General features: G+C 70.2%; 18 protein-coding genes. 11 read left to right on the top strand and 7 right to left on the bottom strand.

What is annotated here, in order from left to right; translation table 11 throughout:
* The first annotated feature begins 182 nt into the window (after nt 1-182).
* Both F4554_RS16985 and F4554_RS16980 read left to right on the top strand, forming a co-directional pair.
* On the top strand, nt 183-962 hold the full coding sequence (locus F4554_RS16985; protein WP_337796081.1) for an HpcH/HpaI aldolase family protein: 780 nt from the start codon (nt 183-185) through the stop codon (nt 960-962).
* A 219-nt stretch (nt 963-1,181) separates the two neighbouring features.
* Entirely contained in the window at nt 1,182-1,736 is a 555-nt protein-coding gene (locus tag F4554_RS16980) for a substrate-binding domain-containing protein (protein ID WP_179788385.1), read from the top strand.
* 16 nt (nt 1,737-1,752) lie between these two features.
* Here F4554_RS16980 and F4554_RS16975 read toward each other — a convergent pair whose 3' ends face one another.
* Nucleotides 1,753-2,076 carry a YciI family protein gene (locus F4554_RS16975; protein ID WP_179788383.1) on the bottom strand — a complete coding sequence of 108 codons (324 nt, stop codon included), beginning with the start codon at nt 2,074-2,076 and terminating at the stop codon, nt 1,753-1,755.
* A 247-nt stretch (nt 2,077-2,323) separates the two neighbouring features.
* Between F4554_RS16975 and F4554_RS16970 the strand changes: the two genes are divergently transcribed.
* Nucleotides 2,324-2,683 carry an MmcQ/YjbR family DNA-binding protein gene (locus F4554_RS16970; RefSeq protein WP_179788381.1) on the top strand — a complete coding sequence of 120 codons (360 nt, stop codon included), beginning with the start codon at nt 2,324-2,326 and terminating at the stop codon, nt 2,681-2,683.
* On the opposite strand, the gene F4554_RS16965 is transcribed toward F4554_RS16970, so the two are convergent.
* The gene (locus tag F4554_RS16965) at nt 2,600-3,556 is read right to left on the bottom strand and encodes an MmyB family transcriptional regulator (RefSeq protein WP_179788373.1); all 957 of its coding nucleotides are present in this window, start codon (nt 3,554-3,556) and stop codon (nt 2,600-2,602) included. The genes F4554_RS16970 and F4554_RS16965 overlap by 84 nt on opposite strands.
* A gap of 111 nt (nt 3,557-3,667) precedes the next feature.
* Between F4554_RS16965 and F4554_RS16960 the strand changes: the two genes are divergently transcribed.
* Entirely contained in the window at nt 3,668-4,492 is an 825-nt protein-coding gene (locus F4554_RS16960; RefSeq protein ID WP_179788371.1) for an SDR family NAD(P)-dependent oxidoreductase, read from the top strand.
* Nucleotides 4,493-4,537: 45 nt separating this feature from the next.
* On the opposite strand, the gene F4554_RS16955 is transcribed toward F4554_RS16960, so the two are convergent.
* Both F4554_RS16955 and F4554_RS16950 read right to left on the bottom strand, forming a co-directional pair.
* Nucleotides 4,538-5,056 carry a DinB family protein gene (locus F4554_RS16955; protein ID WP_179788369.1) on the bottom strand — a complete coding sequence of 173 codons (519 nt, stop codon included), beginning with the start codon at nt 5,054-5,056 and terminating at the stop codon, nt 4,538-4,540.
* A 68-nt stretch (nt 5,057-5,124) separates the two neighbouring features.
* Nucleotides 5,125-5,970, bottom strand: coding sequence for an NAD-dependent epimerase/dehydratase family protein (locus F4554_RS16950; RefSeq protein WP_179788367.1), 846 nt, complete (start codon nt 5,968-5,970; stop codon nt 5,125-5,127).
* A 170-nt stretch (nt 5,971-6,140) separates the two neighbouring features.
* Here F4554_RS16950 and F4554_RS16945 point away from each other — a divergent pair, with 170 nt between their 5' ends.
* Entirely contained in the window at nt 6,141-6,902 is a 762-nt protein-coding gene (locus tag F4554_RS16945) for a shikimate kinase (protein ID WP_179788365.1), read from the top strand.
* Between the two features lie 56 nt (nt 6,903-6,958).
* Here the strand turns inward: F4554_RS16945 and F4554_RS16940 are convergent, their stop codons facing one another.
* Nucleotides 6,959-12,178, bottom strand: a complete 5,220-nt coding sequence (locus F4554_RS16940; RefSeq protein WP_202889320.1) for a HAMP domain-containing protein — start codon at nt 12,176-12,178, stop codon at nt 6,959-6,961.
* Between the two features lie 239 nt (nt 12,179-12,417).
* On the opposite strand from F4554_RS16940, the gene efeU reads away from it, so the two are divergent.
* The 3 genes from efeU to efeB all read left to right on the top strand — a co-directional run bounded on the left by efeU (nt 12,418) and on the right by efeB (nt 15,960).
* Nucleotides 12,418-13,302: an iron uptake transporter permease EfeU gene (gene efeU, locus F4554_RS16935; RefSeq protein WP_179788363.1), complete on the top strand. Its 885-nt coding sequence runs from the start codon at nt 12,418-12,420 to the stop codon at nt 13,300-13,302.
* 80 nt (nt 13,303-13,382) lie between these two features.
* Nucleotides 13,383-14,582, top strand: coding sequence for an iron uptake system protein EfeO (efeO, locus tag F4554_RS16930; protein ID WP_179788362.1), 1,200 nt, complete (start codon nt 13,383-13,385; stop codon nt 14,580-14,582).
* A gap of 4 nt (nt 14,583-14,586) precedes the next feature.
* A complete protein-coding gene (efeB, locus tag F4554_RS16925) occupies nt 14,587-15,960 on the top strand; it encodes an iron uptake transporter deferrochelatase/peroxidase subunit (RefSeq protein ID WP_179788360.1) in 1,374 nt (457 codons plus the stop codon).
* Between the two features lie 51 nt (nt 15,961-16,011).
* Here the strand turns inward: efeB and F4554_RS16920 are convergent, their stop codons facing one another.
* Nucleotides 16,012-16,971, bottom strand: a complete 960-nt coding sequence (locus F4554_RS16920) for a TauD/TfdA dioxygenase family protein (protein ID WP_179788358.1) — start codon at nt 16,969-16,971, stop codon at nt 16,012-16,014.
* 235 nt (nt 16,972-17,206) lie between these two features.
* Between F4554_RS16920 and F4554_RS16915 the strand changes: the two genes are divergently transcribed.
* From F4554_RS16915 to F4554_RS16905, 3 genes are read left to right on the top strand one after another with little or no spacing between them, the layout of a single operon-like run.
* A complete protein-coding gene (locus tag F4554_RS16915; RefSeq protein ID WP_179788356.1) occupies nt 17,207-17,935 on the top strand; it encodes a GNAT family N-acetyltransferase in 729 nt (242 codons plus the stop codon).
* A complete protein-coding gene (locus tag F4554_RS16910; protein WP_179788354.1) occupies nt 17,932-19,095 on the top strand; it encodes a Gfo/Idh/MocA family protein in 1,164 nt (387 codons plus the stop codon). Before F4554_RS16915 ends, F4554_RS16910 begins: the two co-directional genes overlap by 4 nt.
* Nucleotides 19,092-19,583, top strand: coding sequence for a cupin domain-containing protein (locus F4554_RS16905; protein WP_179788352.1), 492 nt, complete (start codon nt 19,092-19,094; stop codon nt 19,581-19,583). Before F4554_RS16910 ends, F4554_RS16905 begins: the two co-directional genes overlap by 4 nt.
* Here the strand turns inward: F4554_RS16905 and F4554_RS16900 are convergent.
* Entirely contained in the window at nt 19,570-20,727 is a 1,158-nt protein-coding gene (locus F4554_RS16900; RefSeq protein ID WP_179788350.1) for a hypothetical protein, read from the bottom strand. The genes F4554_RS16905 and F4554_RS16900 overlap by 14 nt on opposite strands.
* Between the last annotated feature and the right edge of the window lie 25 nt (nt 20,728-20,752).

The following is a 20,752-nucleotide window of genomic DNA, read 5'->3' as shown; positions in this document are numbered from 1 at the left end:
GAGGAGCCTGCACGAATCGACGACGAAACCATCACGGTGACCCACCTGCCGGGAACGGCCTTGCTGCAGACGGACATCGGGTGACAGCCGAAAGCCAAGCCTGGTTGGATTGGCGTACCGAGACGTTCGATCGGTCGACATCGCGGGTCCCGTCGGCCACTACATGGGCGAGGAGTGGTTCGGTGAGTGGTCTTGCGACGGAGTTCGCCGCCAGGATCCGTAGGCGGGAAAGGGCGATCGGCTATTGGTCGGCCATGGACGCGCCGGTGGCGACCGAACGCATCGGCCGGCTCGGTTACGACTATGTCGTGCTCGACGCACAGCACGGCCTGATCGGATACTCCGGGATCCTCAACGGGCTGATGGCCGTCGACGCCGGCGCGCAGGCGGTCGGAATGGTCCGGGTGGAGGACAACCACCTGACGCCTATCGGGCGCGCGCTCGACGCCGGCGCGGCCGGGGTGATCGTCCCGTTGGTGAACACACCGGCCGAGGCGGCCGGTGCTGTGAGCGCCACGCGCTATCCGCCGGTGGGCAGGCGTTCGTACGGACCGATGCGGTCGGGTCTGCGGATCGGTCCGCGTCCGTCGGAGGCGGACGCGAGCACCCTGGTGTTCGCGATGATCGAGACCCGCGAGGGACTGGAGAACGTCGAGGCGATCTGCCGTACGCCCGGCCTGGACGGTGTCTACGTCGGGCCGTCGGATCTCGTCCTGGGGATCGGGGGAGCGTTCCCGGGTGACCCCGCGGTCTCCGGTGAGTTCGAGTCGGCGTTGCGGGCTGTCGGCGACGCCGCGCGGGCCGCAGGTGTGGCGGCCGGAATCCACACCCACGACGGTGAGGTGGCCGCGAAGCGGCTGGCCGAGGGATTCACCTTCGCCAGCGTCGCCTCCGACCTGATGCATCTGGAGCTGGCGGCCCGCGCACACCTGGCCGCCGCGCGAGGCGGGACCGACCGGTGAGCCGGCCCCGGTCGCCGGGGATCAACCCGAACTGACCTCCTCCGCCGGGGCCGCCCGCCGGTCCGCATCGGCTGGTCGGCCGGCCCGGTGGCGGGAACGCTCCACCGCTTCGTGCCAGCAGGCCAGCAGGCCCGCACGGGTGTCCGCGCCGATGCGTGGCGAGAAGGTGTCGTACGCCGGTGTCAGCCGGAACGGTCACACCGACCGCGCACTGTCGGTGTGACCGGTGTGGTCTCGATCGACTACCGCACGGGCAACCGGCTGCTGGTCGAACACCTCACCGGCCTCGGGCATCGCCGGATCGCCTACGTCGGCGGACCCGAGGCCTCCTGGTCCTACGGCGAGCGACGGCGCACGCTGCGCAGACAGGCGCGTTCGCTCGACGTGACACTGGAGGAAGTACGCGGCGGCTGGTCCGGCGACCACGGCTACGACGCCGGGCCGGCGGTGCGGCGAGCCCGGGCCACCGCGGTGATCACGTTCAACGACCTGGTAGGGGTCGGGCTGCTCAGCTGGCTGCACGACAACGCCGTCGAGGTACCCGCCGAAGTCTCGGTGGTGTCCTACGACGACATCCCGCTCGCGGCGTACTCCCGCCCGCCGCTCACCTCACTGCGCAACGAGCGGGTTCGCCTGGGCGGACTGGCCTGGGAACAGCTCGCCACCCGGCTGGACGGCGGCGCCTGGCCGCGACCGGTGACTCTCGCGCCCGAGCTGGTGGTGCGGGCCAGCACCGGCCCGGCGCGCAGGCGCGCCCGCGCGCGGGGAGCCTGAACCCGGGAGAGCGCGCTCACAGGAACGGCCGCACCTCGATCTTGCGATCGCAGACCTTCGACGCCTCGGTGGCGAGCTCGAGCGCCACATCCAGATCGGGGGCCTCCCACACCCAGACGCCGGCGAGGTACTCCTTCGACTCCACGAAGGGCCCGTCGCTGAACACCGCCTGCTCGCCCCGGTTGTCGATGACCGTGGCCGCGTCGGTGTCCGCGAGTCCGCCCGCGAAAACCCAGTAGCCCTCGGCGATCAGTCGTTCGTTGAACGCGCTGATGGCGGGCTGCCTGTCCGTGCTACCGGGATTGCTCTTGTCGTCGATCACGGAAACCAGGTACTGCATCTGAAGATCATCTCCTGTGGTGTCACGACAGCGTGGTTCGGTGGTCAGGGACTTCAGGCCGTTGCACCGGGTCAGGGCGCCACTGCCGTGCCACCCACCGCACGCATTGTGCCGGACCTTCCCCTGCCCGACCGCGGGACGCGGCCGGGCTCATCGCTCCGCGCAACGGAAACCGATGACTTCGGGCCACCGCCGCGGTCTACCGTCTACACGGACCCACCCGGGAACGAGGAGGGAGGGATCGCTCATGGCGACGGTCAGCGATGTCCGGCCACTCGGAACGGCACTGGAGCGCTCCTACGAGGTGCATGTGCGCGGCAGGTTGAAGTTCCGGGTCAAGCAGATCGTCTACGTGGCGTTCTCCATCGATGAGAGCGTCATGGGCTTCGCGTTCCCCATCGAGGAGCGAGCGGCGCTCGTCGCAGGTGAGCCACACAAGTTCCACCTGCCGGCGACATCGGAACTACGGTTCAACTGGGTCCAGGCCGATCTCGCGGCTCTCGACCCGACGGAGGCCCGCGAGCTAGTCGTCGACGCCTGGCGCATGGTCGTGCCGGCGAAGCTCTCCCGTGCTTTCGACGCGGCTCATCCCGACGGCCCTGGCTGAGCGTGTGTCTGCGGCGGGAGCGAGGTCCTGGGTGCCGACGACGCGCAGCAACGCCAGGGCGTCGGCCTCGGAGGTTCCCGGTGCGGCGGAGTAGACGACCAGCAGCTGGTCGGACTCGGGGATGTGCAGGGTCTCGCATTCGAGGGTGAGTTCGCCCAGCGACGGATGAACCACCGTCTTGGTGTGGCTGCGCCAGGTGGCCGCGTCGGCGTCGGCCCACAGTTCGCGGAACTCCGCCGAACCACGCCGAAGGTCGGCGAGCAGCCGCCGCAGTCCGGGATCGTCGGGATAGCGGCCCGCCGCCGCCCGCAGGTTCGCGACCGCCTGGGCGGAGGTACGGGCACGCTCCTCCGCCGAGCCGCCGATCGCGCTGTGCGGGGGTTCGTTCGGGTCGGGCAGGAACCGGAGCCGGGTCTGGTTGCGTCGTTCCGGCGACAGCGCGGACCAGTCGCCGAGCAGCGCGGACGACATCGCGTTCCAGGCGAGGATGTCGCTCTTCGCGCTGAGCACCATCGCCGGGAGGTCGGTGAAGCGGTCGATCAGCCGGAGGACGCCGGGGCGTACGTGCAGGTCGATCAGTCCCTGCCGCGGCGGCGTACCTCCGGCGACGTGGAAGAGGTGGTCACGCTCGTCGGTGTCCAGACGGAGCGCCCGCGCCAGGGCGGACAGCACCTGCTCCGAGGGCTGGGGGCCACGGCCCTGCTCGAGCCGGACGACGTAGTCGACGCTGATCCCGGCGAGCTGGGCGAGTTCCTCCCGCCGCAGACCGCGTACGCGCCGGTGGCGGCCCACCGGCAGCCCCACCTCGCCGGGTCCGACGCGCTCGCGGGCGCGCCTGATCACCCGGGCCAGCTCCTCGCGGTTCGCCTTCACCCATCCAGCATGCCCACGGCTGCCCGGCCGCGCCAGTCGCGAGGGTGGGACCGGCGGTCCCACGATCGGCCGGTCCTGGCAGCCTGTCACGGGTCGTCACAGAGTGGGGCCATGACCGAGAACCGCCACCACAGCGAGAACCCCAACCACAGCGTGATCCCCAACCACAGCGTGATCCCCAACCACAGCGTGATCCCCAACCACGACCACGCCGATCTCCACGACCGCACCACCGTTCTGGTCACCGGCGCCAACAAGGGCCTGGGCCTGGAGACGTCCCGCCGGCTTGCCCTGCTGGGCTGGACCGTCTGGATGGGCGCCCGCGACGAACAGGCCGGCCTCGATGCCGCGGCCAGGATCAGGATGGTCCAGCCGGATGCCGACGTACGCCCTGTCGTGCTTGACGTCACCGATGACAAGTCCGTCTTGACGGCGTACGACATCGTCGCGGAGTCGGGCACCGGACTGGACGTGCTGGTCAACAACGCGGGAGTGGCGGGAAACCACGCGACGACGCTGGAGACCGTGCCCGCGGACTTCCTTCCGGTGTTCGGCGTCAACGTGCTCGGCCCGGTGCGGGTGACGCACGCCTTCCTGCCGTTGCTCACCGCCTCGCCGCGCCCTCGGCTGGTGATGGTGTCCAGCGGCCTGGGATCGATCGCCCTGGTCAACGATCCCGAGCGCACCGAGTCGGTCGTACCGGGGATGGTCTACCAGTCCTCGAAGGCGGCGCTGAACATGATCGCCAACCAGTACGCCAGGGACCTGCCGGGCGTTCGGGTCACCACCGTCGACCCCGGCTACACCGCCACCGACCTCAACGGGCACCAGGGGCACCAGACCGTCACCGAGGGCACCGACGCGATCGTGGCCGCCGCCTCCGCCGACACCGTGGCCGGTCCGCACATCGACCGCCACGGCGTGGTCCCACGCTGATCCCACCCAGCCCACACCTAGCCTGGTCGCAGGTGGACGCGGACGTCATCGTCGGGCGGTGGTGCTGGCACCGTCCAGCGCCTCCCGGATGATGTCCGCGTGCCCGGCGTGCTGGGCCGTCTCCCTGATCAGGTGCAGCAGGACCCGGCGTACCGGCCAGTGGATCGGCTCGGGCGGGGACCACGGTGTGGTGGGGAGCAGCACGGTCCGGCCGAGGTCGGGCATCGTGCCGACGGCATCCTGGAGTCCCGCCGCAGCCGTCGCGTACGACTCCAGCAACGACGCAAGGGAATCCTGCTCGGCCATGCGGTACTGCCCGGTGTCGAGCATGCCGTCCGGCAGCTCCCCGTCACCGGTGACCATGATCCGCGCCCAGACCCGCTCGGCGGTTGCGAGGTGCCGGACGATCCCGCCCAGGGTGAGCTCACTCACCGTCGTGCGCTGCCGGGCCTGGGCGTCGGTCACGCCGCGGACCGTGATCAGGAGCAGTTCGCGTTGTTCGGCGAGCGCGCGCAGCAGCTCGGAGTGCTCGTCGGGCAGGGGAGTGGAAGTGGCTGTCGTCATGAGTCCGACCGTAGGAGGAGCAACGGTCAGTTCACGGCCTCAATTCGCCGTGAGGGACTGACCGCCTGCTACCGATCCCCACCGACCAGATGGCGGGCGTGGAAGCCGAGCAGCTCCTCGGCCCGGGTGATGACGTACGGCGTCTGCCGCCCGACGAGCGGCGTGCGTACCTCACTGCCCGGGTGGTAGCGGGCGATCAGCTCGGCGGTCGGGCGGTCGGCGAGGGTGTCCGGCGCCATCACGTACACCGGATGAAACCCCGGCACGCCGCTCTCGACCCCGAGCCGGATCGCCTCGGCCGCGTCCCGCAGGTCGAGGTAGGCCCACAGCTCCCGCACCGCCTCCGCCGGGTCCGCGCGTACCTGCGCGGCACGCTCGGCGAGCGCCTTCGCGGAGGTGGTGAACGGGAAGCGGTAGGCGAGGATCGGCATGCCGAACCGCCGGTGGATCATCGCCGCCGTCGCCTCGTCCACCTGTTTGGACAGGCCGTAGGACTCCTCGGGCCAGAACGGGTGGTCCTCGTCGATCGGCACGTACGCCGGTGAGTTCACCTCGCGGGCCCACGCCAGGCCCAGCGCGGACACGCTGGAGGCTATGACCGCCCGGCCCACGCCGGCTTCGGCGGCGTACTGCAGCACGACCAGGGTCGCGCAGGAGTTGTTGACGAACACGTCTTCGGGCCGGCCGAGCGGTGCCGGCGTCGCCGCGAGGTGCACCACCGCGTCGACACCGGTCACTGCCCGCGACACCGCTGTCGGGTCCGTGGCGTCCCCGCGTTCGACCTCGACGCCGTCGGTGTCCGGCGGTGTGTCGTCCTCGCGCACCAGCGCCCGCACCTCGTGCCCGGTCCGGACGAGCCAGGCGGTGGCCGCTCCACCGATGGCGCCGCCGGCCCCCGTGACAAGAATCCTCATGGCTTCACCTGCTCCTCGGCCTCAACTGCCGCGGATCCACGTCGGTGACGCGGACCCGCACCGGTCGCCTCCCGACGTCCGTCCTACTACGAGGTGGCGGACACGTCCACGATGCGACCGGTCACCACCCGCGACGTCCCGCACCGCATCCCCGGAACATGATGGGGGGTATGGAGCTTTCGAACGTGCTCTGGATCGGTGGTCCGGCCGGCGCGGGCAAGACGACGGTCGCCCGGAGGCTGGCGCGGCGGCACGGCCTTCGCTGGTACAACTCCGACAGCCGCACCTGGATCCATCGCGAGCGGGCGCGCGTCGCCGGCGTGCCCGTCCCGGACCGCGGACCGGGCCACAACCTCTACGACCGCGCGCCGATGATCGCCGACGACCTGCGTGCGCTGCCCGTGTACCCGCTGGTGGTGGCCGAAGGTGGGCCGATCACCCCGGCGATGGTGACCAGCACCCGCACTTCCGGCCGGGCCGTGTGGCTGATGCCGTCGCGGGAGGTTCAACACGATCGGCTTAGCCGGCGGCATCCGGAGGGCGTACCGGCGTACTACCTGCAGACCTGGGACCGGCTGACCACGACCCTCGCCGACTCGCCCGTCACCACGCTCGTCGTCGACAGCCTGACCGAGGAGGAGACCCTCGCCGAGGTGGAGCGGATCTTCGCGTCGGCTCTTGCCAACGGCCCCACGGCCACCGGCGTGGACGAACGCCGTGCCCTCGTGCGGTACGGCAACGACGCGCTCGTCACGCAGCACGCAGGCCCGCTGACCAGGTCCGAGGTACCGGTCGACACGTCGACGGTCGTACGAACCTTCGACTGCGAGTGCGCCGACCCGGCGTGCACGGCGCTGGTGGATCTCGTCGTGGCCGACGCCGTCGCCGCGGTCGCTCAGCCCGCTCCGTCCATCCTCGTCCCGGGGCACTGAGCGGGCCCCGCGTCGTTCGTACCTATGAGGCGTTCGTGCCTACGACTCGTCCGTGCCTACGACCGGTCCGGATGGTTCTGCTGGGGCACCCTGGTCGGATCGGACGGCAGGTACGTCGCGATCAGGTGGAGCAGTTGGTCGATGTCCACCGGCTTGGTGACATAGTCGGTGGCGCCTGCGGAGAGACTCTGCTCCCGGTCGCCCTTCATCGCCTTGGCGGTGACCGCGAGCATCGGCAACTCGTGGTACTTCGGCATCTTCCTGATCGTCGTCATCGTCGCGTTGCCGTCCAGGCCGGGCATCATCACGTCCATCAGCACCAGGTCGACGTCGGTGTCCTGTTCCAGCGTGCGGACCGCCTCCATGCCGTTCTCCGCGCAGACTGGGTGCAGCCCGTGCTGTTCCAGGGCGGTCGCCAGCGCGTAGATGTAGCGCGGGTCGTCGTCGACCACGAGGATGCGTTCCCCTTCGAACGTCCGGAAGCGCCGCCAGCGTGCCTCCTCCGCCGAACCCGGCCGCGGCGCGTTTCCGGCGTAGGCGGCCTGGGCTGAGGCAGAGGGCCGCAGGTGCTCACCGGCACCCTTGTGGGCACTCACGTCGCGAACCTGCCCGTCCGGCGTTTCGGACGGCGTCTCCTCGTGCTGCTCGGCGTCCGGCCGTGCGGTGTCGGCCGCCTCACCGGGCACGACGCTGCCCGGTACGACGTTGCCGGGAGGCATCGGCGTGGGATCGCCCGACCCGGGCGTCGTGGGGCCGGGAATCCTCATCCCGGGCGTCTTCACGCCGGGAATCGAGCCGTGGTCGGGAAGCCGGGTGTCCGACGGCTGCGTGCCGGCGCCCTCCGGCTGCGCGCCCTCCGGCTCGGTGACCCCCGCCTCGGACACGTTCGGCCGGAAGCCCTCCGCATCGGACGTCGTGGGCTCCGACGACTCGGGCGTCCTTGTCTCGGGGACCTTCATGCCGGGGATCGCACGTCCCGGCGCTCTGGTCGCCGGGATCGCGGCACCGGACGTCGGCATGCCTCGCATCGCCTGCGACCCGGGTGTGGTCTGGCCCGACAGCGTGATCTGCTCCCCGATGGGCAGCACGAGGGTGAACGTACTGCCTCGGCCCGCCTCGCTGAAGACCTGAAGCTCGCCGCCCAGCAGGCGGGCCAGCTCGCGGCTGATGGACAGGCCGAGCCCGGTCCCGCCGTACTTCCGGCTCGTCGTGCCGTCCGCCTGCTGGAACGCCTCGAAGATGAGCGCGAGCTTGTCCGCGGCGACGCCGATCCCGGTGTCCTCGACGACGAACGCGACCCTGGAGTGAGCCGCCTGCAGTGACGGGCTGTTCACCTCGGTCTGGCCGACCAGCCGGATGTGCAGTTGGACGCCGCCGGTGTGGGTGAACTTCACCGCGTTGGACAGCAGGTTGCGCAGGATCTGCTGCAGCCGGTGCCGGTCGGTCTGCAGGGTGGACGGGACCATGGGGGACACCGACACAGAGAAGTCCAGTCCCTTCTCCGCGGCCATCGGCCGGTACAGCGAGTCCACGTAGCCGACGAGGTCCTCCACCGTCACCGGGACGACGAGCACCTCCATCCGGCCGGCCTCCACCTTGGCGAGGTCGAGAACGTCGTCGATCATCTGCAGCAGGTCGGTACCCGCGGAGTAGATCGTCCGGGCGAACTCGATCTGCTGCGCGGTCAGGTTGCCCTGCAGGTCGTTGGCGAGCAGCTTCGCCAGGATCAGCACGCTGTTCAACGGCGTACGCAGCTCGTGCGACATGTTCGCCAGGAACTCCGACTTGTACGTCGACGCAAGCGAGAGTTGACGGGCGCGTTCCTCCAGCTCCTGGCTGGCCTGCTCGATGGCGATGTTCTTGATCTCGATGTCGCGGTTCTGGCTGGCCAGCAGGGCTGCCTTCTCGGCGAGCTCGATGTTGGAACGCTGCAGCTCCTCCTGCTGCTGCTGGAGCTGTTCGGACCGGGCCTGCAACTCCTGTGCCAGCCGCTGGGACTGCGCGAGCGACGCCTCCGTACGCGAGTTCGCCACGATCGTGTTGACGTTGACGCCGATGGTTTCCTTCAACTGCTCCAGCAGATCCCGGTGCACCGCCGTGAAGTCCTTCACCGAGGCGAGCTCGATCACGCCGAGCGTCTGCCCCTCGAACAGCACCGGCACGAGGATGACGTTGGACGGCATGACCGTGCCCAGCCCGGTGGAGATGCGTACGTAGCTGGACGCGCCGGCCATCACGATCGTCCGCTTGTCCGCGGCGGCCTGCCCGACCAGTGACTCGCCCAGGCAGAACCTCGCGGGCGGCGCGTCCACCAGGTCGGTGGGGATCGAGCCGTACCCGGCGGTGCGTTCGAGGATCACGTCGGCGTCGAGGTCGCTGGTGGCGAGGTAGAAGGAGCCGTACTGCGCGGAGACCAGCGGAGCGAGCTCACTCATGATCAGCGACGCCAGCGCCTTCAGGTCATGGCATCCCTGCATCAGTCCGGAAATCCTTGCCAGGTTGGTCTTCAGCCAGTCCTGTTCGAGGTTGGACGTGGTGGTCTCGCGCAGGTTGGCGATCATCTGGTTGATGTTGCCCTTGAGCTCGGCGACCTCACCGGAGGCGTCCACGGTGATCTGCCGGGTCAGGTCGCCTTCGGTGACGGCGGTGGCGACGGCGGCGATCGCGCGGACCTGGGAGGTGAGGTTCCCGGCCAGGTGGTTGACGCTCTCGGTGAGCCGCTGCCAGGTGCCGGACACCCCGACCACCTCGGCCTGCCCGCCCAGTTTTCCTTCCGTACCGACCTCGCGGGCGACGCGGGTGACCTCCGAGGCGAACGCGGACAGCTGGTCGACCATCGTGTTGATGGTGTTCTTCAGCTCCAGGATCTCCCCACGCGCGTCGACGTCGATCTTCTTGCTCAGGTCGCCGCGGGCGACCGCGGTCGTGACCTGGGCGATGTTGCGCACCTGGCTGGTCAGGTTGTTCGCCATGAAGTTCGTGTTGTCGGTGAGGTCCTTCCACGTGCCGGCGACGTTGGGCACCCGCGCCTGACCGCCCAGGGTTCCCTCGGTGCCGACCTCGCGCGCCACCCGCGTCACCTCGTCGGCGAACGCACGCAGCGTGTCGACCATCCCGTTGATGGTCTCGGCCAGCGCGGCGACCTCGCCCTTGGCCTCGACGGTGATCTTCTTGCTCAGGTCGCCACCGGCGACCGCCGTCGCCACGGTGGCGATGCTGCGGACCTGGGCGGTGAGGTTCTCCGCCATGATGTTGACGTTGTCGGTGAGGTCCTTCCACGTGCCCGCCACGCCGCGGACCCGTGCCTGGCCGCCGAGTCGTCCGTCGGTGCCGACCTCGCGTGCGACGCGGGTCACCTCGTCGGCGAAGGACGAGAGCTGGTCGACCATCGTGTTGATGGTGTTCTTCAGGGCGGAGATCTCGCCTCGTGCGTCGACGTCGATCTTCTGGCTGAGGTCGCCGCGGGCGACCGCGGTCGTCACCTGGGCGATGCTGCGGACCTGGGCGGTGAGGTTCTCCGCCATGATGTTGACGTTGTCGGTGAGGTCCTTCCACGTGCCCGCCACGCCGGGCACCTGCGCCTGGCCGCCGAGTCGTCCGTCGGTGCCGACCTCGCGGGCGACGCGGGTCACCTCGTCGGCGAAGGAGGACAGCTGGTCGACCATCGTGTTGATGGTGTTCTTCAGCGCCAGGATCTCCCCGCGCGCGTCGACGTCGATCTTCTGGCTGAGGTCGCCGCGGGCGACCGCCGTCGTCACCTGCGCGATCCCGCGCACCTGGGCGGTGAGGTTCTCCGCCATGAAGTTCACCGAGTCGGTGAGGTCGCGCCAGGTTCCGGCGACTCCTGGTACCTGCGCCTGCCCGCCCAGTCGTCCGTCACTGCCGACCTCGCGTGCGACCCGCGTTACTTCGTCGGCGAACGACGAGAGCTGGTCGACCATCGTGTTGATGGTGTTCTTCAGGGCGGAGATCTCCCCGCGTGCGTCGACGTCGATTCTCTGGCTGAGGTCGCCGCGGGCGACGGCGGTGGCGACCTGGGCGATGTTGCGGACCTGGCCGGTGAGGTTCTCCGCCATGAAGTTCACCGAGTCGGTGAGGTCGCGCCAGGTTCCGGCGACTCCTGGTACCTGCGCCTGCCCGCCGAGGCGCCCGTCGGTGCCGACCTCGCGTGCGACCCGCGTTACTTCGTCGGCGAACGACGAGAGCTGGTCGACCATCGTGTTGATGGTGTTCTTCAGGGCGGAGATCTCCCCGCGTGCGTCGACGTCGATCTTCTGGCTGAGGTCGCCGCGGGCGACGGCGGTGGCGACCTGGGCGATGTTGCGGACCTGGCCGGTGAGGTTCTCCGCCATGAAGTTCACCGAGTCGGTGAGGTCGCGCCACGTGCCCGCGACTCCGGGCACCTGCGCCTGCCCGCCCAGTCGTCCCTCACTGCCGACCTCGCGCGCCACGCGGGTCACCTCGTCGGCGAACGAGGACAGCTGGTCGACCATCGTGTTGAACGTGAACTTCAGCTCCAGCACCTCGCCGGACACGTCCACCGAGATCTTCTGGCTGAGGTCGCCGCGGGCCACCGCCTTCGCCACCTGGGAGACGTCGCGGACCTGCGCGGTGACGTTGGCGATCATGGAGTTCAGCGAGTCGGTCAGGTCCTTCCAGGTGCCGGTGGCACCGGGCACCTGCGCCTGGCCGCCCAGCCGTCCCTCCATGCCGATCTCCGTGGCCACCCGGGTGACCTCGGAAGCGAACATAGACAACTGGTCCAGCAGGCCGTTGACCGTCTTGCTGAGCGAGTCCAGTTCGCCGCCGGCCGGCGCCCTGGTGGCGTGGAAGGAGACCCGCTGGCTCAGATCACCGTCGGCCACCGCACCGAGCACCCGGCTGAGTTCCGCCGTCGGCTGCAGCAGGTCCTCGATCGTGTCGTTCACCAGGTCCCCGGCGATCGACCAGCCACCCGGCATGTCGTTCAGGCGCAGTCGTTCGGTGAACTGCCCCTCCCGGCCCGCGGCCTCGCGTACCCGCATCAGCTCGCCCACCAGGCCCTGGTTGCGCTCGGCGATCTCGTTGAAGACCGCGGCGAGCTTGGCGGTCACCTCGTCGTCGTCGCCGCCGACGGTGACGCGGCGCCGGAAGTTGCCGTCCCGCAGGTCCTCCATCGCCGCCAGCAGGCGTTCGAGGGCGACATCCTGCGAGTCCCCGGTACAGCCGCCGTCGCTGCCTTTCGGGGTATTCGAGCGGCCGGCGTTGCGCCGAGAGCCTGTTGTGCGAGTGGTCAACGCGATCTCCGGGGGTCTTGGGGTGCGTTTCCTCGACCGTGGGAGCCGTACGGCGCCCGGCACGGGAATGTCATCACGGTGCGACCTCCACACCACCTGACCATCTGCTCGCCAGGACAGGGCCGAAGGTCCCAAGGTGCCGACGGAATGGAGGCAAGTACTGCCGCTGGATTAGTTAGGGTAGCCTTTGCTTGGGAAGGCTTACCTACGAAACGTACCTGTCGGGTCGGAGTGGACGAATGCTGGCGAACTACCTGATCGGACTGCGAGAGGGACTCGAGGCATCCCTGGTCGTGGTCATCCTGGTCGCCTACCTGGTGAGGTCCGATCGCCGCCGCCTCATCCCGCGGATCTGGGCGGGGGTGGCAGTCGCGGTCGGTGTCTCGCTGGCGTTCGGCGCGCTGCTCACCTTCGGCCCCCGCGGCCTGAGCTTCGAGGCGCAGGAGGCGATCGGCGGTTCGCTGTCCATCGTGGCCGTCGGGTTCGTGACCTGGATGGTGTTCTGGATGGCGCGCTCGGCCCGGGGGCTGTCGTCGGAGCTCCGGGGCCAGATCGACCGTGCCGCCGACGGTGGCCGGGCGAGCCTGGTCGTCGTCGCCATGCTCGCGGTCGGCCGGGAGGGGCTGGAGACCGCGTTGTTCCTGTGGGCGGCCACCCAGGCGGCCACCAGGACCGCGCAGGGCAGCTCCTCCACGGTGGCCCCACTGGCCGGTGCGGCGCTCGGGATCCTCACCGCGGTGACCCTGGGCTACCTCATCTACCGCGGAGTGCTCCGGCTGAACCTCTCCAAGTTCTTCACCTGGACCGGCGCGTTCCTGATCGTGGTCGCCGCGGGAGTGGTCGCCTACGGCGTGCACGACCTGCAGGAGGCCCGGATCCTGCCCGGACTGAACAACCTGGCCTTCGACGTCAGCGGCACGATCTCCCCGTCCTCGTGGCTGGGCACGCTGCTCAAGGGAACGCTGAACTTCTCACCCGCCACCACCTGGCTGGAAGCGACCGTGTGGGTCGCCTACGTGGTTCCGGTGATGTTCTTGTTCCTCCGCCAGATCCGGCAGAACAACCGCCCCTCCACAGCCGCCGCCCCGCCCGTGTCCGCGTCGCCGGCGTCGAGCGCCGGCTGACCGCCTCCAGACCCAGCCCGCTCCAGTCCCGCTCCAGGCCTGCTCCGGCCCCGTTCCAGACCCGAAGGACCACTCGTCCCATGTGTGTTCCGAAGCACCCGGCAGCTCCCGCCGTTCTCTGCGCGCTTGCCGCCACGACCATCCTGCTCGCGTCGGCCGGCTGCACGTCCAACGAGCCGCGTACGTCCGCGGACCGGGGCGACGGCGGACGTGCCAAGGGCGGGATCGCCGTGTCCTCCACCGACGACACGTGCTCTGTGTCCACCACCAGGGCGGCGTCGGGGACGCTGGTGTTCGACGTGACGAACGACGGCAGCAAGGTCACCGAGTTCTACCTCTACCGCGCGGACGGGAAGACCATCGCGGGCGAGGTCGAGAACATCGGCCCGGGCCTCACCCGCCAGCTCGTCGTACGCGCCCAGCCCGGCACCTACACCACGGCCTGCAAGCCCGGCATGTCCGGCGACGGCATCCGGGCGAAGTTCACCGTGACTGGCTCGGGCAGAGCCGTCGCCGGCGCCGACCAGCGGCTGCTCGACCAGGCGGCCGCGCGCTACCGGTCGTACGTCACGAGCGAGGTGGACAAGCTGCTCAGCGGTACGAAGCAGTTCGTCGCCGCCTACAAGGCGGGACAGTACGACCGGGCCCGCGAGCTCTACGCACCGGTGCGCGTGCACTGGGAGCGCATCGAGCCGGTCGCGGAGTCCTTCGGAGACCTCGACCCGAAGATGGACCTGCGCGAGGCCGATCTGGCGCAGGGGCAGACCTGGACCGGCTGGCACCTGCTGGAGAAGGACCTGTGGTGGCCGGCCGACGCGCCGGGCGCGCAGCGGCTCACCGACGCCGAACGCACGAAGTACGCCGACCAGCTCCTTGCCGACACCCGAGACCTGCGCAAGCGGGTCGCGACGCTCGAGTACCAGCCGGACCAGCTGGCCAACGGCGCCAAGGAACTGCTGGACGAGGTGGCTACCGGCAAGGTCACCGGCGAGGAGGAGATCTGGTCGCACACCGACCTGTACGACTTCCAGGCCAACGTCGACGGTGCCAGGGAGGCCTTCGACGCACTGCGCCCGGTGGTGGACAAGAAGGATCCCGCCCTCGGCAAGGTCATCGAGCAGCGCTTCACCGTCCTGCGGAAGCAGCTCGGGGAGTACCGCCGCGGCGACGGGTTCGTCTCCTACACCGACCTGTCCCAGGCTCAGGTCAAGCAGCTGTCGGACTCGGTGAACGCGCTGGCGGAGCCGCTGTCCCGCCTCACCGCGACGATCCTGGTGTGACGAGATGACCGACCACGCCGCGCAGAAGTCCGCCCAGGGGTCTGCCCAGGGGTCTGCCCGGGAGGCCGCGCAGGAGGCCGCGCAGAAGTCCGTGCGGAACGGCGTGAGCCGACGCCGGCTGTTCGGCCTGGCCGGGGCCGGTGCTGCCGTCGGTGCGGCAGGGTTCGCCGGCGGACTGGGGGTCGCCCACGCCGCCGAGCCGGATGCCGCGGAGCGCACGCAGTCGCCGGACCCGAGCACGGTCGACCGCTATCCGTTCCACGGCGCGCACCAGGCCGGCATCGTCACGCCCGCGCAGGACCGGCTGCACTTCGCGGCGTTCGACGTCACAGCGACCACTCGCGCCGAGCTCGTCGCGCTGCTGCGGGAGTGGACCGCCGCGGCTGTGCAGCTGACCCAGGGTCACACGGTGGGTGGCGGTACGCCGGGCGCGTACGAGGCGCCCCCGCCCGACACCGGTGAGGCGCTCGGCCTGCCGCCCTCGCGGCTGACCCTGACCTTCGGCTTCGGGCCGTCCCTCTTCCGGGACGCCGAGGGTAAGGACCGGTTCGGGATCGACGGCCGTCGGCCCCGGGCGCTGCGCCCCCTGCCGCACTTTCCCAAGGACAACCTCGACCCTGCCCGCAGCGACGGGGACCTGTGTGTGCAGGCGTGCGCGGACGACCCGCAGGTCGCCGTCCACGCGATCCGGAACCTGTCCAGGCTCGCCTTCGGCACCGCCGCGCTGCGCTGGTCCCAGCTCGGCTTCGGTCGTACGTCGTCGACGTCGAGGACCCAGCAGACGCCGCGTAACCTGTTCGGCTTCAAGGACGGCACCGCCAACCTCAAGGCGGAGGAGACCCGGCTGGTCGACGACCACGTGTGGGTGGGCGCGGACGACGACCCGAGAGCGCGCTGGCTCGCCGGCGGCTCCTACCTCGTGGCCCGCCGGATCAACATGAACATCGAGACGTGGGACCGTACATCCCTGCGGGAGCAGGAGAATCTCGTCGGCCGCGACCGGTCCGAGGGTGCACCGCTGTCGGGTGGGAAGGAGTTCAACCCGCCCGACTTCACGGTGAAGGGATCCGACGGCAAGCCGCTGTTGGCAGCCGACTCCCACGTGCGGCTTGCGCATCCCAGCCAGAACGACGGCGTACGGATGCTACGGCGCGGCTACAACTTCACCGACGGCAACGACGCGCTCGGCCGGCTCGACGCTGGCCTGTTCTTCGTCGCGTACGTCCGAGATCCGGACACGCACTACATCCCGATGCAGACCAGGCTGGCCGCGCGGGACGGGCTGATGGAGTACCTCCAGCACCGCGGTTCGGCGCTGTTCGCCGTGCCGCCGGGAGTGCGCCGCGGTGAGTACGTCGGCCAGGCGTTGTTCACCTGACCATGCCAGAGCAGCCCTTCCCGGCGGCACGTACTCGATCTCCGAAGCCCCTCAGGCCGGCACCTCGGAGTAGTGCGACGCGTCGCCCTTGCGTACGACGCTGCGCACACCGTCCGCGCTCACCGGGATGTCACCGGCCAGTGTGACCCGGTGCAACAGCCGGGGATGGTCGTCGTAGTCGTCCACGGCGTAGTGCTGGGTCGCGCGGTTGTCCCAGATCACGAGGTCGCCGGGCCGCCAGTTCCACCGGACGGTGTTGTCCAGCCGGGTGACGTGCCGCTGCAGGAGTTCGAACAACTCGCGGGAGTCCCGCGTGCTCAGGCCGACGAACCGGCGCACGAAGTGGCCGAGCAGCAGTGACCGCTCGCCGGTCTCGGGATGGATGCGCACGACCGGATGCTCGGTCTCGAACTCCTGCTGCCCGAACTCGGTGCGGTACTCCTGTCGCTTGACGTCGATCCCACCCAGCCGTCGCTCGTCCCGCTCTGCCGCGTAGTCGTAGAGGTTGGAGTGGACGCCCCACAGTTCGCCCGCGAGGGCCTGCAGCGCGGGGTGAAGGGTGTCGTACGCCCGGACGGTGTTGGCCCAGACCGTCGACCCGCCGTAGGGCGGGAGGACCAGCGCGCGCAGCAGGCTGATCGCGGGGACCCGGTCGACGAACGTCACGTCGGTGTGCCAGCTGTTCGCCTTGCTGTAGTCGGAGTCGATCGGCAGGACGGCATCGCCGTCCCCGGACACGGTGGGGTGCGGTTTCGTCGGTGTGCCGAGCAGGTGCGCGAACGCCCGCTGCCCGGCGTCGTCCAGGTGGTCCTGGTCGTGAAAGAACACCACCCTGTGCGCCAGGAGGGCCCGCCGGATCTCTGCCACGGTGGCCTGGTCGACGTCGCCGCCGAGGCGCACTCCGCCGATCACGGCGCCGATGGTCCCGGAGGTCGGGCGTACGTCGATGCGTTGGTAACCGTCCTCGGTCGCGGTGGGCCGGCCGGTGGTGCGGTCTGTGATCGTGGTCATAATCCCTACTATCCCGCTGGGAATTGTTGTTAAACCGCGCTGTCCCGAGTCGTGGACGGTGGGCCGGGCCGTCTTCTCTCAACTTCTCTCAGGTTCTCTCAACTTCTCTCAGCCGACCCGTGAGGACTGCCGGCGCTGTCGCCCTCCCGTACGGCCGTGTCCGGGCTCGTGGTTAGGCTGGCTCGACGTTTGGGCGAACACCCACCTGGAGGTTCCCGATGAGCGCGGCGCGTCGATGACGGGCCTGGAGCAGACGCCGCTCCCACTGGACAACCCGGTGTATGCGGCGCTGACCGGTCCGCACGCGCACCTGGCCGAGTCCCTCGGGCGAGCCGTTCGGTACCAGCCCGACGTCTCGCCGTTCGCCGCGCTGCCCGGCGAGCCGACGGCGGCCGACTGGGCCGACCTGGCCCGCCTGGCCGGCGCCGGGTCGGCCGTCACCCTGTCGGGTGGGCACGTCGTTCCGCCGGACGGCTGGGACGTGGTGCTGCGACTCGAAGGCGTCCAGTTCGTCGCGTCGCGGGTCGACCTCCGCGTGGACGAGGAGGCCGAGCCGCTCGGCGCCGACGACCTGGCGGAGATCCTCGACCTGGTGGAGAGGACCCAGCCGGGACCGTTCCGGAAGCGCACCATCGACTTCGGCGGCTACCTCGGAATCCGTCGCGGCGGTCGGCTGGTGGCCATGGCCGGCACCCGCATGCATCTGCCCGGGTGGACCGAGATCAGCGCGGTGTGCACCGACGGCGCACACCGCGGCCAGGGACTGGCCGACCGGCTGGTACGCGCCGTGGCCGCGAACATCCGGGCCGACGGGCAGACGGCGTTCCTGCACTCGGCGGCCGGCAACGCCTCGGCCGTCCGGCTCTACACCGCGCTCGGTTTCGAACTGCGGTGCGAGACGCCGTTCCTGGTCCTGCGCGTCCCGGAGCACGCTGTCGACAGCACGGAGGGGAGAAGCCGATGACGATCGACGTGGCGGTGGTGGGTGGGAGGTTCGGCGGGGAGTTCCTGCCGTTGTACCGCAGCCATCCGGACGTGGGCCGGGTGGCCCTCTGCGACATCGACAAGGACACCTTGCACACGGTCGCCGATCGGTATGGCGTACGCGACCGGTTCGACAGCCTGGAAGCGTTGCTGGCCTCCGACGGCTTCGACGCGGTGCACGTCGCCAGTCCGGTTCGCTTCCACGTCGACCAGAGCGTCGCGGTGCTCGAGAGCGGCCGGCACTGCGCGTCGGCGGTGCCGATGGCGACGACGCTGGACGGGATTCGCCGGGTGCTGGCCGCGCAGCGTTCGTCGCGGCGTACGTACATGATGATGGAGACGATGGTCTTCGGACGGGACTTCTTCCACGTCCGCGACCTGTACGAGCGCGGTGACCTTGGTGCGTTGACGTTCCTGCGCGGCGCGCACATCCAGAACCTCGACGGCTTCCCGCGCTACTGGTACGGCTACCCGCCGATGACGTACTCCACCCACGCCCTGTCGCCCCTGCTGGCGCTGGCCGGCGCCCGGGTGCGCACCGCCGTCGGGCTGGGGTCGGGCCGGCTGACCCCGGACCGCCGCGGCGACTTCGACAACCCGTTCCCGGTGGAGACGGCGCTCTTCCAACTGGACAAGGGAGATCTGGCCGCCGAGGTCACGGTGTCGTTCTTCCAGACCGGGCGTACGTACTACGAGGGCTTCTCGGTGTACGGGCACGAGGCGGGGGTGGAATGGCCGCAGCTGAACGAGGAGGACGGGCTGCAGGTGTTCAGGTTGGAGCCGCTCGGTGGTGCTGACGGAACCGGAGCCCGCGGCCGCAGTGCCTCCGCGACGACGGTGCACCCGCCGGACCGCCCGGACCTGTTGCCGCCGGAGCTGGCGCCGTTCGTCCGGCCCACGACCTACGACCCGAGTGACGGTGCGCGGGCAGTGCGACTGGGCAGCGCGCACGGAGGTTCGCACCCGCACCTCGTGCACGAGTTCGTGACCAGCATCGTGGAGTCCCGCGCGCCGGTGGTCGACGCTCTCACCGCCGCTGACTGGACCGCGCCCGGCATCTGCGGGCACGAGTCGGCGCTGCGGAACGGCGAGCGGGTGGACGTCCCGGACTTCGTTGCAGAGCAGGAGGTACGTGCATGAGCCGCCCACTCGATTCGCACATCCCGGACGACCCTTTCCACCGGATGCTGCACCACGTCGCGCCGGCCGGGCTGTCCGAGGCGACCGCGCAGAGTGCGGGGATGCGGCGGGTGGAGGCGATCAGCGGCAGGTCGGTCGGGTCCCGTCAGCTGTGGATGGGACAGACGCACGTCGCGCCGTCGACCGCCTCGGAGAACCACCACCACGGCCGTTCCGAGACGGCGATCTTCGTGGTGAGCGGGCGGCCGGAGTTCGTCTTCCTCGACCTGGAAGGGCCCGAGCCGCAGGAGGTCCGGATCGTGACCGGGCCGGGGGAGTACATCTACGTGCCGCCGTACGTCCCGCACCGGGAGGAGAACCCGGACCCCGAACAGGAGGCCCTGGTCGTCATCGCCCGCACGACGCAGGAGGCGATCGTGGTCAACCAGCCGGACCTGCGCTGGACCGGCCCGGTGATGACCAACAGCGAGGACGTCAGGGAGCGGTAGCGCCGCCGCCGTCGCCGCCGGTGCCGCCGCCGGTGAACGTGACCCGTCGGAGGCCGTCGAACAGGGGATGGTCACCCGCGCCCTCGGTGAGCGCCTGGCAGTCGAAGAGCTCGAGCTCGAAGTCCTCGCCGGCGACCTTCAGGTGATGGGTGTGCAGGACGGCGCCGGAGCCGAGATTGTGCAGGTTCATCGGGTCGAATCCTGTTACCCGCAAGGGCTTGCGTCCGGTTGCGGTGAGCACCACCTTGTCGTCGCGGGCAAGGAACGCGTGACGGCGAGAACGACGTTCCTCCCGCAGCGCCGCGATCGCGCCCTTCGCCCGGCCGACGACCATCGAGCGGTGGTCGGCGGTGAACTCCGTCGGCCCGGCGTTCGCGACCGCGTTGTGGAGCAGGTCGTCGACGTACGACGTGGCGTCGGCCTCCAGCCTTGCTTGCCAGCCCGGCGTGAACCGGTCGAGGAGCAGCGCGATCGCCTCACCGGTCGCGTAGGCGGCGCGTCGGACGTCGTCCGGACGTACCGGCTCGGCCAACGCCCGCAGGCATCGTGGGCTGCCGGCCGCCCTGCCCTCCACGTAGTACGCCAGGCCCTCGCAGCGCTCCAGATCACGTTCGTACTGCGCGGCCGCCTCCGCGAGGATCTGCCGGCGCTCCCGGCGCAGGGTGAGGGCCGTCGCCGCCCAGCCGGCCGAGGCGCCGGTGGTGTCGGTTGTGTTCGCGGCGCCGGAGTCGGATCCGGATGCGGCGACCACGGCGCGGCGGAGGGCCTCCGCCTCCAGGCGGCGCAGCGCGAGCACGTCCGCGTCCTCGACCGGGTAGGTGAGGGCGGCCGACTCGTCCACGAACCAGTCCGGATGACGCCGCCGGCAGAAGACGTGGAAGGTCTCGTGCGCGATCTCCGCCCGTACGTCCAGATCGTTGCGCCCGCCCCGGAGGACAGTCGGCGTGAGCACTCCGCCGAGTTCGGTCGCCGAACTGGCGACCACCGCCGGGTGCCGACCGGCGAAGACGAGGGCGTCGTCTGCCCGCGGGTGCCGGCGGAACTCCTCCGGCGGACTCGGGTGGCGGTACAGCCAGGTGTTCTCGCCGTCGTACACCGCGACCGGGAAGTCGGTGGGGGAGAATCCTGGCCAGAGTCGACTCACGGGGTCTCCTGCGTCGGCGGGTGAT

The sequence above is a fragment of the Actinopolymorpha rutila genome (assembly GCF_013407855.1).
Classification (GTDB): Bacteria; Actinomycetota; Actinomycetes; order Propionibacteriales; family Actinopolymorphaceae; genus Actinopolymorpha; species Actinopolymorpha rutila.
Note: the sequence above shows the minus strand (reverse complement) of the source record. Positions and strands in the feature narration are given on the sequence as shown.

Coding starts and splice junctions, on each gene's coding strand:
- F4554_RS16975 (WP_179788383.1), bottom strand. CDS start 2,076: ATGCAGTACCTGGTTTCCGTGATCGACGACAAGAGCAATCCCGGTAGC.
- F4554_RS16970 (WP_179788381.1), top strand. CDS start 2,324: ATGGCGACGGTCAGCGATGTCCGGCCACTCGGAACGGCACTGGAGCGC.
- F4554_RS16960 (WP_179788371.1), top strand. CDS start 3,668: ATGACCGAGAACCGCCACCACAGCGAGAACCCCAACCACAGCGTGATC.
- F4554_RS16955 (WP_179788369.1), bottom strand. CDS start 5,056: ATGACGACAGCCACTTCCACTCCCCTGCCCGACGAGCACTCCGAGCTG.
- F4554_RS16950 (WP_179788367.1), bottom strand. CDS start 5,970: ATGAGGATTCTTGTCACGGGGGCCGGCGGCGCCATCGGTGGAGCGGCC.
- F4554_RS16945 (WP_179788365.1), top strand. CDS start 6,141: ATGGAGCTTTCGAACGTGCTCTGGATCGGTGGTCCGGCCGGCGCGGGC.
- efeU (WP_179788363.1), top strand. CDS start 12,418: ATGCTGGCGAACTACCTGATCGGACTGCGAGAGGGACTCGAGGCATCC.
- efeO (WP_179788362.1), top strand. CDS start 13,383: ATGTGTGTTCCGAAGCACCCGGCAGCTCCCGCCGTTCTCTGCGCGCTT.
- efeB (WP_179788360.1), top strand. CDS start 14,587: ATGACCGACCACGCCGCGCAGAAGTCCGCCCAGGGGTCTGCCCAGGGG.
- F4554_RS16920 (WP_179788358.1), bottom strand. CDS start 16,971: ATGACCACGATCACAGACCGCACCACCGGCCGGCCCACCGCGACCGAG.
- F4554_RS16915 (WP_179788356.1), top strand. CDS start 17,207: ATGACGGGCCTGGAGCAGACGCCGCTCCCACTGGACAACCCGGTGTAT.
- F4554_RS16910 (WP_179788354.1), top strand. CDS start 17,932: ATGACGATCGACGTGGCGGTGGTGGGTGGGAGGTTCGGCGGGGAGTTC.
- F4554_RS16905 (WP_179788352.1), top strand. CDS start 19,092: ATGAGCCGCCCACTCGATTCGCACATCCCGGACGACCCTTTCCACCGG.